General features: G+C 67.8%; 18 protein-coding genes and 2 pseudogenes. 7 read left to right on the forward strand and 13 right to left on the reverse strand.

The window, feature by feature from the left end; genetic code table 11:
* Positions 1-18: 18 nt before the first annotated feature.
* The gene (locus tag CITRIK5_RS01600; protein WP_060974078.1) at positions 19-693 is read left to right on the forward strand and encodes a DUF305 domain-containing protein; all 675 of its coding nucleotides are present in this window, start codon (positions 19-21) and stop codon (positions 691-693) included.
* An 88-nt stretch (positions 694-781) separates the two neighbouring features.
* The gene (locus tag CITRIK5_RS01605; RefSeq protein ID WP_002854314.1) at positions 782-1,837 is read left to right on the forward strand and encodes a type II glyceraldehyde-3-phosphate dehydrogenase; all 1,056 of its coding nucleotides are present in this window, start codon (positions 782-784) and stop codon (positions 1,835-1,837) included.
* Between the two features lie 106 nt (positions 1,838-1,943).
* On the opposite strand, the gene CITRIK5_RS01610 is transcribed toward CITRIK5_RS01605, so the two are convergent.
* The 3 genes and pseudogenes from CITRIK5_RS01610 to CITRIK5_RS01620 form a co-directional block, all read right to left on the reverse strand.
* Positions 1,944-2,192 carry a hypothetical protein gene (locus CITRIK5_RS01610; RefSeq protein ID WP_060974079.1) on the reverse strand — a complete coding sequence of 83 codons (249 nt, stop codon included), beginning with the start codon at positions 2,190-2,192 and terminating at the stop codon, positions 1,944-1,946.
* Between the two features lie 15 nt (positions 2,193-2,207).
* Positions 2,208-3,088: pseudogene (locus CITRIK5_RS01615) on the reverse strand (IS5 family transposase).
* A gap of 52 nt (positions 3,089-3,140) precedes the next feature.
* Positions 3,141-3,300, reverse strand: a pseudogene (locus CITRIK5_RS01620) (integrase core domain-containing protein); the annotation flags it as partial.
* Positions 3,301-3,347: 47 nt separating this feature from the next.
* On the opposite strand from CITRIK5_RS01620, the gene CITRIK5_RS12360 reads away from it, so the two are divergent.
* The gene (locus tag CITRIK5_RS12360) at positions 3,348-3,599 is read left to right on the forward strand and encodes a helix-turn-helix domain-containing protein (RefSeq protein ID WP_305075840.1); all 252 of its coding nucleotides are present in this window, start codon (positions 3,348-3,350) and stop codon (positions 3,597-3,599) included.
* Positions 3,600-3,610: 11 nt separating this feature from the next.
* Positions 3,611-4,954, forward strand: a complete 1,344-nt coding sequence (locus CITRIK5_RS01630; RefSeq protein WP_012750929.1) for an IS256-like element ISMlu11 family transposase — start codon at positions 3,611-3,613, stop codon at positions 4,952-4,954.
* On the opposite strand, the gene CITRIK5_RS01635 is transcribed toward CITRIK5_RS01630, so the two are convergent.
* From CITRIK5_RS01635 to CITRIK5_RS01660, 6 genes are read right to left on the reverse strand one after another with little or no spacing between them, the layout of a single operon-like run.
* Positions 4,945-6,384, reverse strand: coding sequence for a hypothetical protein (locus CITRIK5_RS01635; protein WP_159832935.1), 1,440 nt, complete (start codon positions 6,382-6,384; stop codon positions 4,945-4,947). The two genes, CITRIK5_RS01630 and CITRIK5_RS01635, sit on opposite strands and share 10 nt — an antisense overlap.
* Positions 6,381-8,984: an ATP-binding protein gene (locus tag CITRIK5_RS01640; protein WP_140764455.1), complete on the reverse strand. Its 2,604-nt coding sequence runs from the start codon at positions 8,982-8,984 to the stop codon at positions 6,381-6,383. Before CITRIK5_RS01640 ends, CITRIK5_RS01635 begins: the two co-directional genes overlap by 4 nt.
* On the reverse strand, positions 8,981-9,496 hold the full coding sequence (locus CITRIK5_RS01645; protein WP_159832937.1) for a hypothetical protein: 516 nt from the start codon (positions 9,494-9,496) through the stop codon (positions 8,981-8,983). The genes CITRIK5_RS01640 and CITRIK5_RS01645 overlap by 4 nt, the downstream gene beginning before the upstream one ends.
* A 22-nt stretch (positions 9,497-9,518) precedes the next feature.
* Entirely contained in the window at positions 9,519-9,824 is a 306-nt protein-coding gene (locus tag CITRIK5_RS01650; RefSeq protein ID WP_140764461.1) for a hypothetical protein, read from the reverse strand.
* Between the two features lie 42 nt (positions 9,825-9,866).
* Positions 9,867-11,012, reverse strand: a complete 1,146-nt coding sequence (locus tag CITRIK5_RS01655; protein ID WP_159832939.1) for a conjugal transfer protein — start codon at positions 11,010-11,012, stop codon at positions 9,867-9,869.
* Entirely contained in the window at positions 11,012-11,245 is a 234-nt protein-coding gene (locus CITRIK5_RS01660) for a hypothetical protein (RefSeq protein ID WP_023190105.1), read from the reverse strand. The genes CITRIK5_RS01655 and CITRIK5_RS01660 overlap by 1 nt, the downstream gene beginning before the upstream one ends.
* A gap of 241 nt (positions 11,246-11,486) precedes the next feature.
* Here CITRIK5_RS01660 and CITRIK5_RS01665 point away from each other — a divergent pair, with 241 nt between their 5' ends.
* Together CITRIK5_RS01665 and CITRIK5_RS01670 are read left to right on the forward strand one after the other, a co-directional pair.
* The gene (locus tag CITRIK5_RS01665) at positions 11,487-12,275 is read left to right on the forward strand and encodes a hypothetical protein (protein WP_159832941.1); all 789 of its coding nucleotides are present in this window, start codon (positions 11,487-11,489) and stop codon (positions 12,273-12,275) included.
* Between the two features lie 367 nt (positions 12,276-12,642).
* Positions 12,643-13,539, forward strand: a complete 897-nt coding sequence (locus CITRIK5_RS01670) for a replication protein RepA (RefSeq protein WP_159832943.1) — start codon at positions 12,643-12,645, stop codon at positions 13,537-13,539.
* Positions 13,540-13,617: 78 nt separating this feature from the next.
* On the opposite strand, the gene CITRIK5_RS01675 is transcribed toward CITRIK5_RS01670, so the two are convergent.
* The 4 genes from CITRIK5_RS01675 to CITRIK5_RS12315 form a co-directional block, all read right to left on the reverse strand.
* The gene (locus tag CITRIK5_RS01675; protein WP_140764666.1) at positions 13,618-13,950 is read right to left on the reverse strand and encodes a hypothetical protein; all 333 of its coding nucleotides are present in this window, start codon (positions 13,948-13,950) and stop codon (positions 13,618-13,620) included.
* A 29-nt stretch (positions 13,951-13,979) separates the two neighbouring features.
* Positions 13,980-14,774, reverse strand: a complete 795-nt coding sequence (locus tag CITRIK5_RS01680) for a ParA family protein (RefSeq protein ID WP_049161927.1) — start codon at positions 14,772-14,774, stop codon at positions 13,980-13,982.
* Positions 14,775-15,815: 1,041 nt separating this feature from the next.
* A complete protein-coding gene (locus tag CITRIK5_RS01685; protein ID WP_003038478.1) occupies positions 15,816-16,082 on the reverse strand; it encodes a hypothetical protein in 267 nt (88 codons plus the stop codon).
* Positions 16,083-16,183: 101 nt separating this feature from the next.
* Entirely contained in the window at positions 16,184-16,315 is a 132-nt protein-coding gene (locus CITRIK5_RS12315; protein WP_255476802.1) for a hypothetical protein, read from the reverse strand.
* Between the two features lie 286 nt (positions 16,316-16,601).
* On the opposite strand from CITRIK5_RS12315, the gene CITRIK5_RS01695 reads away from it, so the two are divergent.
* Positions 16,602-16,958 carry an Lsr2 family protein gene (locus CITRIK5_RS01695; RefSeq protein WP_104318905.1) on the forward strand — a complete coding sequence of 119 codons (357 nt, stop codon included), beginning with the start codon at positions 16,602-16,604 and terminating at the stop codon, positions 16,956-16,958.
* Positions 16,959-17,006: the final 48 nt, after the last annotated feature.

Consider the following 17,006-nt stretch of genomic DNA (forward strand, 5'->3'; position numbering starts at 1 on the left):
ACTGTGGAAGGACCCACCATGAAACGCACCATGACGCTGACCGCCCTGGCCCTGGCCTCCGCCCTGACCTTGACCGCCTGCGGCACCGGCGCCCAGGACGAGAACGCCGGCGCTGAGGCCTCGGCCACCGCGACCAGCTCCGCCCCCGCCGCCACCCCTGCGGCCACGGCCACCGCGACACCGTCCACCACGGCGACCGGTTCGGCCGAGGAGGTCTCCGCCGAGCACAACGACGCGGACGTGATGTTCGCCCAAATGATGATCCCGCACCACCAGCAGGCCGTTGAGATGAGCGAGATGCTGCTGGCCAAGGATGACGTCCCGGCGGAGGTGGCCGCGTTCGCCCAGAAGGTCATCGACGCCCAGGGCCCGGAGATCGAGCGCATGAACGCCATGCTCACCGCCTGGGGCCAAGACCCCGTGGACACGGACGGTATGGAGGGCATGGACCACGGCGGGATGTCCGGGATGATGTCCGAGGAGGACATGGCCGCCCTGGAGCAGGCCCAGGGCACCGAGGCCGCCCGGTTGTACCTGGAGCAGATGACCGCCCACCACAAGGGCGCCGTGGACATGGCCAAGGACGAGGTCGAGGACGGCCAGAACCCGCAGGCCGTGCAGCTCGCCGAGCAGGTCATCGCCGACCAGGAGGCCGAGATTACCGAAATGCAACAGATGCTCGACAAGCTCTGAGCACCGTCGTCCGCTGCGGGCATCCGGTGAGACGCGGCTGGCGATAGACCCCGAAACCGGAACGGGTCCTCCAGGAAAGGAGACGAGCATGCAGGACAAGATCAAGGTCGCGGTGAACGGGTACGGGGTCATCGGCAAACGCGTCGCCGACGCGGTCCGGGCCCAGGAGGACATGGCGCTGGTCGGAGTCAGTGACGTCATCGCTGACTACCGGATCGCGACTGCGGCCGGGAAGGGTATCCCCGTCTACGCCTCTACCGAGCAGGCCCTACCGGTGATGGCGGATGCCGGCCTTCCCGTCGTCGGAGGCCTGCACGACCTGCTCGAGAACGTTGACGTCGTGGTGGACTGCACCCCGGCCCAGGTGGGCGCCGGCAACCTGGAGCTCTACCGTGCCCACGGGGTCAAATCCGTGTTCCAGGGCGGGGAGAAGCACGATCTCACCGGCCACTCCTTCGTCGCCCACGCCAACTACGCCACCGCCCTGGGCCGGGACAGCACCCGGGTGGTGTCCTGCAATACCACCGCCACCGTCCGGGCCCTTACCGCGCTGAAGGACGTCGGACTGCTGTCCAAGGCCCGGGGGGTGCTCATCCGCCGGGCCACCGATCCGTGGGAATCGGACCACTCGGGGATCATGAACACCATCGTCCCCGAGGGCCGAATCCCCAGCCATCAGGGGCCCGACGCCCAGTCGGTGGTCCCGGACCTGGACGTGGTCACCATGGCCGCCAAGGGAGCCCACACTCAGAACCACCTGCACTACTGGACGATCGAGCTCACCCGCCCGGCCGAGAAGCAGGAGGTGTTGGAGGCGTTCCGGGCGATGCCGCGGATCGCCTTCGTCCGGCGCTCGGACGGCGTCGTGGCGGTCAATAGCACCGTGGAACTCATGGAGGACCTGGGCCGGCCCCGGGGTGATATGTATGAGGTGGCCCTCTGGGAAGACATCCTCACCGTGGACGGCAACGAGCTGTACTACACCTACACGGTGGACAACCAGGCGATCGTCGTCCCCGAGAACATCGACGCGATCCGGGCCCTCACCGGAACCGTCGACGACGGCGGCGAGTCCATCCGGCGCACCGACCGCGCCTTGGGGGTGCGCCAGGACTTCGTGCGCTCCTCGGTGGCTGCCCGTTGAACTGCGCGGCAGACGCCGCTGAGGCGGTGCCCGGCCCCAGGAATGGGGGGTGGTCGGACACCGCTTCGGCGGCCGCAGACTACCGCAGCGGTCCTATGGCCTCCGGTCAGGTGCGAGAGGCCGTCGCGATCGCGTTGATGGCCTCATCCAACACCGCATTGAACTGCGCTGGGCTCTGGGCCGTACTCAGCCCTTCGGTCAGGGCGCGGGAGAAGCTGGCGATCACGCCGTGGTTGCGGGCCAGCAGGGTGGTGGCCTGGGCCCGGGTATAGCCGCCCGACAGGGCCAGGACGCGGATCACTCGGGGATGGTCCACGAACTCGCGGTAGAAGTCCGCCCGCTCCGGCAGCGTCACTTTGAGGATGACCGACTAGGGCATGTCTGACAATCGTTTGGACCATGCGATCACAGCATTCAGCACCACAGCGGACCGGTAGACGATCGCGTACTTGTCATACCGGGTCGCCAGACCCCGCCACTGCTTCAGGTGCGCGTACTGACGCTCGATGACGTTGCGGCCCTTGTAGGCGTCCGCGTCGAGGCTGACGGGGCGCCCGCCGCGGGCACCGCGCCGTCTGCGGTGGCCCTGCTGGTCGGCCGGTTCGGGGATGACCGCTTCGTAGGTGGGTGCGGATCGCCCGGGAGGAGTACGCCTTATCGCCCAGCACGGCCTCGGGGCGGGTCCGGGGCCGCCCTACTGGCCGGGTCACGCGCAGCTGCTCCAGAAGAGGAAGCAGCATCGGGGAGTCCCCTGCCTGGCCGGGGGTGATCAGGCTGACCAGCGGCAGCCCGGTCCCATCGACGAGCTGATGGATCTTCGTGCTCAGCCCGCCACGGGAGCGCCCGATGCCGTGATCGGCCGGCTCCTCACGCGGATTCTTGTAGTTCGATCCATCCCCCTGTGTGGCGGGTGATGTTCGTCGCGTGCTGGTGGGCGCGGGCGATCGTGGAGTCCACCGAGACCGACCAATCGATCAGGCCTTCGGCGTCAGCGGCGGCGGTCAGCGTGGCCAGCACCGTGTCCCAGGTGCCTTCTTCGGCCAAGCGCCGATGCCAGGTCCACACGGTCTGCCAGGGCCCGTAGACCTCGGGCAGATCCCTCCAAGCGATTCCGCACCGGTACCGGTAGATGATCGCCTCCACCATGGCGCGGGCGTCGGCGAACGGCCTGCCGGCGCGGCCGGTCCGGGTCGGGAGCATCGGGGCGATCAACTCCCATTGGGCGTCGGAGAGCATCTGGAACCGGGACATGTCCCCAGGGTCTCAGCTGACTCGTGCATCTATTCTCAGACACGCCCTAGGNGAGGAGCGTCTCCGCAGGAGGTATGAGGCCGATGGTAGTTGTAGTGGTTCACCCACACCGCCAGGGCCTCACGCCGAGCTTGCTCTGAGGAGTACGGGCGGGCGTAGAGGACCTCATCGACCATCAGCCGGTTGTACCGCTCGACCTTTCCGTTATGGCGCGCGGCCAAGCGGGCGCCGCTCGGGCGACAGCGGCACCCGAGACGCGATCCTCGACGCCGCGAAGGAACTGTTCGCCGAACTCGGCTATGAGGGCGCATCCGTGCGGGCCATCGCCGGTGCCGCCGGGGCGTGTCAGATGGTCTGTGTAAGCCGTACCGAGAGGAACGGTAAGAATCATGACCATGATCGACGAGAAGAACCCAGGCGAGCCCTCGGGCCAGGACCTGGTCGAGCAGCTGAAAGCCTCAGGGGGGGCGTGTCAGATGGTCTGTGTAAGCCGTACCGAGAGGAACGGTAAGAATCATGACCATGATCGACGAGAAGAACCCAGGCGAGCCCTCGGGCCAGGACCTGGTCGAGCAGCTGAAAGCCTCAGGGCAGCTTGATGCCCTGTTCGCGCAGATCGACGCGGGCGGCGTCGAGCTCACCGGTGACGGCGGGTTCGTGCCCGCGCTGGTCAAGGCCGCGCTCGAGCGGGGCCTGCAGGCCGAGCTGACCAGCCATCTGGGCTACGAGAAGGGCTCGAGCGAGGCGCCGAAGCACGCCAACTCCCGCAACGGGACCACCCCGAAGACCGTGGAGTCCGAGGTCGGGCCGATCGAGCTGGACGTCCCGCGAGACCGGGGCGGGTCGTTCACCCCGCGCCTGGTGCCCAAGGGCCAGCGGCGCCTCGGGGGCCTGGATGACATGATCATCAGCCTCTATGCCGGCGGAATGACGATCCGGGACATCCAGCACCACCTGGCCTCCACGATCGGCACGGACCTGTCGCACGAGACGATCTCCAACATCACCGACGCCGTGAGCGAAGAGGTCCTGGCGTGGCAGTCGCGGCCGCTGGAGGAGTTCTATCCGGTGATCTATCTCGACGCAATCCGGATCAAGATCCGAGAGAACAGCCAGGTCCTCAACCGTGCCGCCTACATCGCCGTCGGCGTGGACCTCGAGGGCATCAAGCACGTGCTGGGGATCTGGGTCCAGGACACCGAGGGCTCGGCGTTCTGGGCCCACGTCTGCGCCGATCTCGCCAACCGGGGCGTGCAGGACGTGCTGATCGTGTGCTGCGACGGGCTCAAGGGCCTGCCGGAGGCGATCGAGGCGACGTGGCCGGACTCGATGGTCCAGACCTGCGTGGTTCACCTGATCCGGGCCGCGATGCGGTTCGTGGCCTACCAGGACCGCAAGAAGGTCGCCGCCGCGCTGAAGCCGATCTACACCGCCCCCAACGAAGAGACCGCGAGGAAGGCGCTGGCCGAGTTCGAGGCCTCCGAGCTCGGCACGAAGTACCCGTCTGCAGCCGCGACCTGGGCGAACTCCTGGGAGCGGTTCATCCCGTTCCTGCAGTTCCCACCCATGCTCCGCAAGGTCATCTACACGACCAACAGCATCGAGTCGCTGAACTTCCAGCTACGGAAGGTGACCAAGAACCGCGGCCACTTCCCCTCGACCGAGGCGGCGGTGAAGCTGCTCTGGCTGGCGATCTGCAACATCGAAGACAAACGCGCCGCCGAACGCGCTCGGGACCGGGGCAAACCCGCCGGCCAGCGCAAAGCCCAGGGCCGGCTCGTCGAAGGCCAGGCCGTCACGAACTGGAAGCAGGCCCTCGCCCAGCTCGCCGCGGCCTACCCCGACCGGATCAACCCCTACCTGTGACCACCCCGCTTACACAGACAAGTTGACACGCCCGGGTTCGTCCCTGCGGGCTTCGGGTTCAGCCGGCGGGCCGTCAGCCGCCGGTTCAGCTCGTCTCGGCTGAGCTGGGCTGCGGCCCGGGGGAAGCGGGCGAGCTTGGAGGGCTTGGTGGGGGTGGTCTTGGACAGGCCCAGCCGGGCGGCCCAGTCGGCCAGGGACTTGCCCTTCTTGTGGAGGTCGTTGCGGATCTTGAAGACGAGGGCGATCACGGCGACGGTGACCAGGAACAGGATCATCATCTGCAGGACGACGCCCAGGCCGGTGGTGGCCTCCAGCACTGAGACCAGCAGGTTGACCGCGGCTGCGGTGAGCACGGTGGTGGTGATGATGGCGGCCATGCAGGCAAGGACGCCGAAGAACGCGCGGAGGAACGAGGTGCGGGAGCTGCCCGGGAGGATGGCGATCAGCACCGAGATCATCTGCCAGGTGCCGTAGAACATGGCCAGCAGCACGCTGATGATGAAGATCAGCGCCAGGGCGAACCCGAGTACCAGCAGCACCAGGACGCCGCCGCCGATGAACAGCATCTGGGCGGGTTTGAAGAAGTCCGCCGCGGAGACGTAAGCCTTGGCTGCTTCGTCGCAGTCGCTCACTGCGTCGCGCACGTCCGTGGAGGTGGTGTCCAGGGGGTCGGCGGCGATGGTGGCGTCGGTGAAGGCCTGCCCGCACTCGCCATCCAGGATGTGCCCGAAGGCGGAGGTCTGGGCCGGGTTGCGGAGCAGCAGGGTGCCGAGGTCGGTCATCACCGTCTCGTTGAGGGCGGCGGAGGCATCCTCGGGGCTGGTGACCTGGCTGCTGTCGCCTCCGACGATCTCGACGGCCATCTGGGCGCCGAAGATCTGGGACTTCTCGAGCATGCCGCCGGGGCCGGTGATCCACGTGACGGGGTTCATCAGGGCTCCGGTGGCCAGCACCACCATGGTCACGCTCAGGACGAGCTCGCCCCAGCCTTGGTTGCGGCGGCCGGCGATGAACAGCAGGCCGATGGTGGCTCCAGCGACGGTGGCGGCGAAGGGCACCCAGTTCAGGCCTGAGAGCAGGGCCTGGATCTGCTCGGCCATGGGCTTGATGGGGGTGATGATCATCGAGACCCACTCGAAGCTGAGCAGGAACTGCAGCAGCCACAGCAGGGCGGTAACGAGGCTGTAGTGCAGACCCCAGATGAAGCCCATGATGCCGGCCAGCAGCATGAGGTCGGAGTGCAGGAGATCCCCGCGGTCCAGGGGCAGGGTCTGGTAGTGGTCCAAGGGGACGCCGTAGGCGTCGGTGGTCTGAGACAGCCACTCTTGCAGGCCCACGGTCTCCGCGGAAGCGCCGGGGGCGATGATCGCGCTGAGTGCCATCACGGCCATCAGGGCGGCGATCGGGCGGGCGCGCTGGGTGGTGGTCACGGGGTCACCGCCATCGTCTGAGGGGCACTGGTCAGCGTGTGAGCGGCGTGGCTGGCCAGGGTGGAACTCTTGCGCTTGGGCGGGGTGGTCAGAACGGCCTTGCGACGCACTTCGGAGCGGGGCAGGCGGGCTTGGATCTTGCCGACGCGGCCGCGGGCGTCGCGCATCAGTGCCTCTCCTCGGCGTTCCATAGGCACACCGTCCACGCCCATTGGAGACATGTCCTCCATGACCATCTCCACCCACTCGTCCTGGTCCATGGAGTCCAGCCACTTGAGGTTGCGGCGGGCCATGCCCTCGTCGCGGGATCGGAAGACGAATCGGATGGGGATCAGCGCCTGCAGCTCCTGGGGGCCGAAGTCCGAGGAGGCGTCATGGGATCCCAGGCCAACGGCGTGCTTGTGCTTGCGGCCGTACCGGACGATGTCCTTGATCTCCTTGACCGTCTCGGGAGAGCCGGTGGCGTGGTGGGCCTCGTCCACGATGAACAGCGACTCCTGGGAGTCGTCGGCGAAGCCCACGGCCTTGCAGATCGCCACGATCAGGGCGTAAATGCCGCGGCCCATGATCTTTTCCACGGGCATCTCGGCCTTGAGGGAGGCGGAGTTGAGCTCGTCGGCGCTGGGCAGGTCCACGCCGTGCGTGCAGAACACCAGGCAGCGGGAGTGGATCTGCAGCGGCGGCAGGGACTCGTCGAACATGACCCGGCCCAGGTCGGTGGCCGCCATGTTGGACATCAGGAAGCCGATGTCGCGGGCGACCTGGGCGTTCTCCCGTGCCAGGCCCGCGTCGCCAGCCTCGAGGTGCCGGCGCAGCGCGTTCAGGGAGTCGATCCCGTGCTCTGCCCGGTAGTCCTCCCTCAGCATGCGGCCCATCAGGGCGCCGCGGTCGGACTGGGGGTGCACGCCGAGCATGACCGCGCACAGGGACTGGGTGATGCGGAAGGCCTCACGGTCCTCGAAGATGCGCATCGGGTCCAGGGACCACATGGGGTCGGAGATGTCCACCACGGTGGGAGTGGCCCCGGCAGCGGAGGTCAGGAGCTTGCCCAGGGCGGCCCATTCGAGGTTGTCGGAGCGATCCACGGCCATGATCTGACCGCCCCGGTCGTAGACGTTGCCGGCGATGATCTTGAGGAAGGTGGACTTGCCCGACCCGTTCTCCCCGGTGACTCCGAACGAGCCGGAGCCGTCCTGCTCCATGAGGCCGCCGATGTCCATGTAGACCGGCGAGCGGCGGCTGGAGGAGATGTTGGTGGCGATCTGGAACCCGGTCTCGGTGCCCAGGTCGTCGGAGACCAGCGGCACGCCCATGGCGAAGTACCGGCCGGTCGTGACCTGCTGGAATCTCTGTACCTCTCGGGTCAACGCGGTGCCGGGGATCATGGCCCCCCACAGATCTTCCTGATGCCCCAGAGGTGCGGTCAGCTTGAACTCCCGATCGGCGTAGTGCCGGGCGATGTAGCGGGCGTCGGCCTCGGCGTCGTCGGGGGTGGGCCCGCCCACGGCGACGATGATGGTGGCCTGCACCTCGACCTCCCGCTCGGAGGCGTTGAGCGCGGCGTGGTACTCGCCCAGGTCCGCGGCGAGCCGGTCCAGCTTGGTGGAGGCGCCGGTGATCGTGGTGCCCTCGCCCTGCTGCTTGACCTCTTCCTGCAGGTGGGTCTCGGCGCGGCGGTTGCGCCGGCCGACCTTGGAGGCCGGGGAGATGGTCATGCGGATCGCCCAGTCGGCGTCCACGGGCAGGCGGTCCAGGTAGGAGATGTACTCCCCGCCGGGGAAGGCGAAGCCGCCCACGGGGGTGCCGGTGAGCGCCATGAGCACCTGATAGGAGGCCTGACCGTCGGTGGTCTCGGAGGCGACCTTGATGAAGCGGTCACGGAACGGGTTGGCCTTGGAGGTGCGGTCCTTGGGGTCGCGGTCGGAGCGGCCGCCCTCGTCCAGCCACGGCGCCGGCACGTAGGAGCTGGTTCGGGTCACCCCAGGCTCGGCCGACTTCTCCGCCGGCACACCCTGGTCGATGCCCAGCCCACGGCTGTGGCAGTGCGCGGTGATCCAGGCGTACTCGGCGGCTGTGGCCCGGCGAGGGGTGAACACCGCGGGGATGGCCTCCTGCACGGCGTCGGCCGACTGTTGCCAGGCGCGAATCTCCTCCACGGAGGGAACGCGGGTGGGCAAGGCCAGCCGCTCACGCAGCACGGCGTCCACGGAGGCCAGGCGCGTCTTGGCGCGGTCGGCGCTGGTGGCGTTGCGCAGCGGGACAGCCAGCCACAAGGCCCGCTCGCCCACCGGCATCTCCTCGAGCTCGGCCAGGGTCAGCTCGACCTCCTCCAGGTAGGTCTGGCAGGCGTTGAGGTCCAGGCCCTCGAGCATGCGCTCGACCACGGCTGCAGGGTCCAGGTCGGCACAGAACCCCAACAGCATCGACTCGCCGGGCAACGCCTGGAACAGGTGCTGGTGAGAGAGCAGCACGCGCTGCTTCTCCTCCTCGTTGCCGAAGCCGTAGGGGATCGGGTGCAGCCTCCACATCGCCCACACGGTGCCCTGCCGGGTCCACAGCAGGTTGGAGTGCAGGTGCTGGATCGGATTGCGGAAGCTCATCGCGGTGTCTCCTCGGAGGTGTGCGCCAGCAGGCGATCGACGGACGAGGTGCCCAGGTGGCGGCGCGGCTGCGGGTCATCCAGCTCGTGCTCTGCACGGATCTCCTCTACCGTCCCGGTGTCGGCCAGGGTCGGGACGACCAGCCCCGCAGGCACCTTGGGCGGGCGGCTGGTCTTGAGGGGCTTGCCCTCGTAGGTGCCCCCGGAGGGGGCGTCCAGGATCTTGGTGGCCCCGATGCCCAGGGTCCACAGCTCGGTCAGGTCATCGGGCATGAACCGCAGCAGCCACACGGTGAGGGCGGTCAGTCCCGCCCCGATGACCAGATCCGCGATCACGAGGCCGGTCCCCCAGAGCGAGTTCGTCAGCCACAGCAGCAGCCCCACCCCGATGCCGCCGAAGGCCTGCACCGAGGTGTAGGGCCCTCCGGGCAGCCGTTCGCCGGTGGCGGGGTTGGTCCCGAAGGTCATCGGGATGTGCCGCGTGGAGGTGAAGAACCTGCCGTACTCGCTCATGGGGGCCGGACTCCGTGCGGGTTCAGCCGGCCAGGGCCGGGATGATCACGGCCGCGCCGATCGTGGACTGGGCCTGATCGGCCATCCACGGCACACCAGCGACGGCGCCCCAGATCAGCAGGCCGCCCACGAGCACGCCAATGACGATGGAGTTGATGCGCCAGGATCCCTTCGCGGCGATGACCAGGGCGGCGATGATGCCCAGCAGGGCGACGACGACCTGCACGGTGGTGGTGGCCTGGCCCACCAGGCGGTTGATCTCGGTGAAGATGTTGCCGACCACGATGGAGTCGTGGAGGCCGGAGGTGATGTTCGAGGTGAAGTTCATGGGTCTTCCTTCTGGTTCAGATGCGGGTGGAGTCGTGGGGACTCAGGAGATGTCCTTGGCGGTGATCAGCGGCGCCGGATCGACGGTGGTTACCTCCCAGCGGTCCTCTCGTTTCTGCATGGTCAAGGCGATCGTGATCGCCTGTCGGTCTCCCTCGCTGGAGGGAAGCTCTGCCTCGGCCTGGACGAGCAGGCGCACGGGCTGACCGGCGGCGTCTTCGACCGGCTGGTCGGCGCGCAACTCCCTCAGATGCGCCTGGGCATAGGGGGCCGGTTCGATGCCACGCACAGTGGAGCCGGACGCCACGTAGCGGCTCGTGTCGCCCTGCCCAGCGACGTAGGACTGCAGGAAGCCGTTGACGGTCTGACCGAGCTCCGTGGTCGGGTCCAGGCGCTCGGAGTAGTCCAGGACGAGCTCCTTGTCGGTGCCCGGCGGCGCCGGCACAGGCGTGGGGTACCCCACCACCTGCACCTGGCCGCCGCTGCCCACATGGACCGCCACCTGCCAGTAGCGCACCTCGAACTGGCTGCCCTCACCGAGCCGCGGCCCTTCGGCGTCCCGCTTGGCCTCCTCTGCCAGCTGCTCGGCCTCCTGGGCGGTCTGCTCGGCCTGCGTGCCAGGGGCGGAAGGCAAAGCCGCCGCGGACGAGGCTGGCCCTGACTTCGGGGCAGCCGTCTCCCCCTCGTCAGCTGTGTCCGAGCCACCGGACTCCACGAGAGCGGAGACAGTCACCGCCACCACGTCGGAATCCGGGCTGCGCTGGGCATCAGCCACAGCCACGTTGGAGAAACGCAGAGGCTTCAACGGAGCCACCGGAAGGCCCGACCCGGAGGTCTCCTTCACGAGCTCCTGGTCGGCCTGGGTCGCCTGCAGCCACGCCGTCACGTAGGTCAACGCGGCCCCCTCCGCGGAGGTCGTGGGGACGTACTCCACCGGGGCAGCGACAGTCTCGGCCGGGCTGAGCGCGCCGGCCACACCCACTACCCCGCCGAGGGCGCCGAGCCCGATCAGCCCGTACACCCCCGCGACCATCGCCCGGGTCGCCACGGAGTTCACACCCGTGCGCTCCGGCCCCGTTGGCTGGCGTTCTGAGCGGGACTTCTTGCCCTTGCCGTCGGTCGTCGGCAGAGCACGGTCCGCACCGGCCTCCACGGGGCTGTCCTTCCCCTGCTTCTTCCAGAGCTTCATCAGCCCTGCCCACCGATCCGCCGGGCGGCCTCAGTCGCCCGCTGCAGCTGCTCGGATCCGAGGTAGTTGGCCAGGGTCTGCTGCACCCGGGCGTCGAAGGGGGCCTGGACGAGATCGGCCACAGCACTGTCCAGCTCGCGCTCGGCGTCGAACATGACCACGGCATCGCCGTAGAGCGTCTGGAGCTCGGCGTCGTCCAGGGCCTCGTTCTGGGGGGTGGGTCGCTCCGTCATCGGTGTCTCCTCGCACGGGCAGGGGCAGTTCGGCGTCTCTCTACCCAGGTATGCCGTTCTGGGCCCATAGACGTTTCACCCCCGCCGAAATCGGCATCGTCATGCGGTTGCGCGCGCCAGCGCGGATCTGGAAATCCAGCCGCTTCCGCTATCCCGATTCACTTCCCGACCCGCTGAACAGGCTGAGTGCGATCCCCTACCCCGGCCGCTCCCCCGCGGCCATGACCGTGGAGAACCGCACATGATCACCGCCGCCGCCCCGTCCGTCATCACCCGCCTGAACCGCGAATGGCAGGCGCGCTGGGCCCAGCACGAGTACGACTTCCCTCACGGGCGCATGACGTGCGAGCAGACTTTGCAGATCGTCTCCCGCCGCGAGGAGAACGCGGATGCCGTGCTGCGCGGCCTGCTTACCTCCGCAGCCCAGGACGGCCCGAACGACACTGTGTGCGCGCGTACGGCGCTGCAGATCATCCTTCCCCGCGTGGTGTCCATCGCCGCCCAGTGCGCCCGGCGTCAGCGCGTGCAGCACGCAGGTGTCTACGAGGAGCCGCTGGCAGTGACCGTGGCCCTGGCTCTGGAGCGCATCAAGAACGCCCCCCTGCACCGCCGCGGCAGCGTACTGGGCAACCTCGCCATGGACCTGCTCAAGCTCTCCCTGGCGTACTACACCGCGGCGGACGCCGAGATCCCCGCAGACACCACCGACGGCGCCATGTTCGAGCCCCGCACCCTCAACGAGCTCGCCAGGATCGACAACGAGGTGTCCTCGACCGAGGCGGCGACGCAGCAGGTGCTCGCACTGGCGGCTTGGGCTCGTGACCGTGAGGTGCTCACCGAGGCCGAGACCTCCCTGCTGGTGTCCTACGAGCTCGCGAACTGCCAGGAGCGCAAGCGTCTGGCAGCCACGCTCGGTATCGAGTCCCAGGCGCTGCGTCTGCGTGTGCACCGCGTGCGGCAGAGCCTTCGTCAGGCGGTGCAGACGCATGCCCTGCAGCGCACTGATCTGATGCCTCAGATGGCGGCTTGAGTGATGGCTATCCACGGATCCACACGACGCACCCCACCCACTACAGGGAGTAACTACATGGGTTCTTACTACATGGGGGAATCGCATCGCGCCTTGTCAGAGCGGGGAAAGAGGGGGCTATGCGTCACCAAATGCACGTACTGCCCGTCACCAGATGCACGTGGACAACTTCGGCCGTTCCGAGGGGGGCGTCACCAAATGCACGCGCTCCTTCCCGCCTATCAGGCCGATCGTCTCCCCCCTTGCACCCTGCAGGGCGGTCGTGAGTGGGTGCGTCACCAAATGCACGTGGATAACTACCTCCGTCCACAGCCCTGACCCCTCCCGCGGCGCACGCTCCATGACTCGACCAGAAAGCCCCTCCACGATGACCAACCCCACCGCTATCTCCGCCACGCCGACGCTGATCTCGGACCGTCAGCTGCGCTTGGTCGAAGCCGGCGAGCAGATCGAGCTCAACCCCGGTGAGATCTCCTTCTCCGCGCGCCTGTGGGCCCAGCTCTCCCTGCCCTACCGCGACCCCGGAGACCTGCCGCGCTGGAGCAGGCAGAACGGCTCGATCACCGTGACCGTCACCCCCGGACCCGCCGGCTACCCGTTCGGAGTCGTGGCGCGGTACCTGCTGATCTGGATGTCCACCGAAGCGGTGCGCACTCAAGACCGCCACCTGAACCCGGGGCAGTCCCTGAATGCCTTTCTGCGTGCCCTGGGCATGAACACTTCCGGCGCCAGCGCCCGCCGGGTGGCGGACCAGCTGCACCGCCTTGCGACCTGCTCGATCACCGTCGAGGACACTCGGGTCACGGAGCAGACTCGTCGCGTCTCCGGGGCGAACATCCACGTGGCCAGCCGCTATGAGCTCGTGTTCCCGCGCGCCGCCGAGGCTCAGGCCACCACCGCCTCGATCGTGCTCAGCGAGGACTACTTCGCTGACGTGATCGCCGCTCCCGTCCCGGTCTACACCGCAGCCCTCAAAGCCCTCTCCGGCTCCCCCCTGCGGATGGATCTCTACGTGTGGCTTGCCTACCGCATGGCGACCCTGCGAGGTCCTGTGACGATCACCTGGGCGCAGCTGGCGGGCCAGTTCGGCGGGGAGTACGCCCAGCTGCGTCAGTTCAAGGCCAAGTTGATCAAGCACCTGGATGCCGTGCGCGTGGTGTACCCGCGCGCCCGTGTGGCCGTCACCGATGCCGGGCTGCGGCTGCACCCCTCCGCCACTCATGTCGCTCGCAAGCGGAAGAAGGCCCTGCGCCGCAGTGCATGACCCGGACAAGCAAGGGCCCCCGCCGAGACGGCGGGGGCCTTCTTCATGTGCGCCACTCGAGACGGGCGCCGGTGCTGATCAGGAAGCGCGGTCGCTGGCGCCGCCGTGCTCGCGGTTGATCCGTGCGGTCTCCTCGACCATGAGCCGGTTGAGGTGGTCACTCAGTGATCCCAGGGACTCGTCGTACACCTGCAGGAGCCGGTGGGCCCGCTTGAACTCCTCGTAGGGCTCCTGCTCCGCGTAGAACTTCACCTGCTGGCGAGGGGTCTTCTTGACGACCTCCGGGGCCGGCGTCGAAGTACCAGCGCCGTCGGCGAGGGACATGGCCGCTGTGCTCGAGGGCCCCCGCTGCGGGGCGTTCTGGCTGAACATCGAGTTGTTCCCGTTCAGCAGGCTGCGCTTGTCGCTCATGGTGGTCTCTTTCAGTCGTAGGGGCAGGGTCAGGAGGCAGGGTGCAGTGTCTGCAGGTGGCGGTCGAAGATCGGCACCAGATCGGCTGCGCGCCGGTCTCTGGACAGGTCCAGGCGCGTGCCGGAGAACGTGCACTCCACGAGAGTGATCCGCTTGGGGACCGGAGGATGCACCACCGGGATCTCCATCTGCTCGGCAGCCGCGTTGATCTCCCGGTACCAGTGCGCCTGCTCCTTCACGTTCGGGTCGTAGGCGTTGAAGATGATCCCGGCGATCCGCAAGTCGGGGCGGGCGCAGAACTGGCGCACCTGGGACATGGTTCCGGCGAGCTTGATCAGGCCCTCCCCCGCGTACTTGTCGGCGTGGGTGATCACCACGACCTCACTGGCGGCCGTGAATGCGTTGATGGAGAGCGCGTCCAGGCTCGGCGGGCAGTCGATCAGCACGAGCTCGTAGGTGTCCCCCAGCAGCTCGAGGCGCTGCCGCAGCACGTGCTCGCGGCCAAGAGAGAGCGACGCGATCTCCTGCTGCACCGCGGCCAGAGTGGTGCCGGTTGTGGGGACCAGATCCACACCCTCCCACTCGGTCTGGACGATCACATCCGAGAGCGTCTCGTCGGTGTTCGGGGAGAGCGCATCGGCCAGGCCCACAGAGTCCGCGGCCAAGTCGGCCGGCCCCAGCGAGGAGGTCAGATTGCCCTGGGGGTCAGCGTCGATCACCAGAGTCCGCAGACCCCGACGAGCGGCCGCACCGGCCAGGTGGAACGTCGTGGAGGTCTTCCCGACCCCGCCCTTCTGATTGGCAACCGCAAGCGTGTGCGCCATGAGATGTCCTCTGTCGATGGTGGTACTACGGGTCTCAAAGGTACCGCTGGTACCTCTGGTACCAGGCTAGTTGTTTATGGGTGGTACTACAAGTACCCACGGTACTGGTAGTACCCCGGGTACTGGGGGTACTTATGTCGCCTGGGGCCCGAAGGTACTACTGGTACCTACCCAAGGGGGATGACCATCTGGAAAAACGGCGGCGCCGGTGTCGGGAAAACGGCAGGGAAGCCGCTGGGGCGGTCGAGCTGCTGGGCGCCTTCATGGGATAGGTCCACCCCTGGCCGGATCTCGGCGCGTGAGGCGCGCACCCGAGGCGTTGCCCACCGGTACTACTGGTACCGGAGGTACTTGCATGCGCCGCGGAGGTCCTGCTGGTCCCGCTGGCCCCACTGGTCCCACCGGTCTCACCGGTCTCACCGGTCCCACTGGTCCCACTGGTCCCGCTGGTCCCATCGGTCCCACTGGTCCCACTGGTCCCGCTGGTCCCATCGGTCCCACCGGTCCCACTGGTCCCGCTGGTCCCGCTGGCCCCACCGGTCCCACCGGTCCCACTGGTCCCACCGGTCCCACTGGTCCCGCTGGCCCCACTGGTCCCACTGGTCCCACCGGTGCCACCGGTGCCACTGGTCTCGCCGGTCCCACCGGTCCCACCGGTTCCACTGGTCCCACCGGTTCCACTGGTCCCGTCGGTTCGTGCGTGTCGGCTACTCGCGACAACACATGTGGAGGTACCAGTGGTACTGGTGGTACTAAACGGCGGTCCCGGCTCGGCGTCGATGACCGACTGGTGTCGAGATGCAGCGAAGAGTTCACACGACGCGCGGTGAACTCTTCGCATATCAGGCGGGATCCGGTCGGCGTGAAATCTGGGTGTCCCGGTGGGCGCTCCCGCGCGCCCCAGGGCCCGCCAGAAACGTACGGGCGGCTGCCGCTCTGGCGGGTCGGTTGTGGCGAGTCATGTGGCGGGCGGACAGGGTCGGATGTGGCGCGCACGGCGCATGGCGGGGTCCCTCGCCACAAACGACCGTTTGGGCGGGCTCAACGCGAGCAAGTCGTCCGCACGGCACATATGAGCTGCTCGGTCTGACTGAGGTCGTCGACGACCACGACAGAGCGCAGCCCCTCAGTGGTGCTCATGTCGATGTGGGCCTGGCCTCCGTTGTTGATCCGCAGCCCGTCTGGGGAGGTGGCCAGCCCGGTGACGAACCAGTTGAGCAGGCCATGGTTCATGCCGTCGTCGGGTCCGCAGGTGATCGTGGCGATCTGATGGACAGGGATGGCGCGAGAGTAGAACGGCGCGTGCACGTGCAGCTCGGGGTTGGCCCCCTCAGTGAGCTCGAGAGTGATTCTCGCTCCGAGACTGGCCAGGCGGTTGCCGTACGAAGCTGCCTCCGCCCCCAGCTCTTTCAGGCCGGGCCGCGCGATGTGAGGACGGCATCGACGGCGTCGGCCTCCTTTCCCGTGGACTGGTCCACGATGCGCAGGGATTCTGCGATGCCCGGTGACTGAAAGAGGTGGTGGGAGATCTTCGTCTCCACCGCCTCGAGCTTCTGGCGGAGGTCTTGGTGTGAGTCTCTGCGGGGCATGGGGATCCCTTCGTCTGGAAGGCGGAGATTCCCGGTGTCGGAGGCGGACTTCTTGGGGACAGGATCCCACGAGGTGAACAGCGCCGGGTAAGGCCCGGGCTGGTGTCGCCTATCACGGCGTCTTCCGATCCGCCCAGGAATTACGGTGAGCGTTCTCGGGGGTGGGGTGGAATTTGACGTCCACTTTATAAGGGAATACGTTCATCAGGAAAGAATCCATTTCGTGAAAGGAAAGACAATGGCGATCATCTCCACCGTGGCCGATGACTTCGACGGCTCGACCCCTGCTGAGGCGGTGCGTTTCTCCGTGGCGGGGCGTGATTACGAGATCGACCTGTCCAAGGAGCACCGGGCCGAGCTGGACGCGATCATGGCCGAGTTCCAGGACCGGCTGAAGAAGTTCACCGACGTCGCCCGGCCGGCCGGCCGCGCCGCGTCCACCGGGCGGACCCCGGCTCGCCGTTCCTCGGGTTCCGGCGTGGATGCCTCTACCGTGCGGCTGTGGGCCGTGGAGAACGGGTTCGACGTCAAGGACCGCGGACGCATCCCGGTCGAGGTCATGGACGCCTACCGCAACCGCGGCAAGAAGGGTTGAGCCCGCAACTCGCTTGGACGCCGGTCCGCGTCCTGTGTGAGCGTAGGG

Source organism: Micrococcus sp. 116 (genome assembly GCF_902506395.1).
GTDB classification, from domain to species: domain Bacteria; phylum Actinomycetota; class Actinomycetes; order Actinomycetales; family Micrococcaceae; genus Micrococcus; species Micrococcus luteus.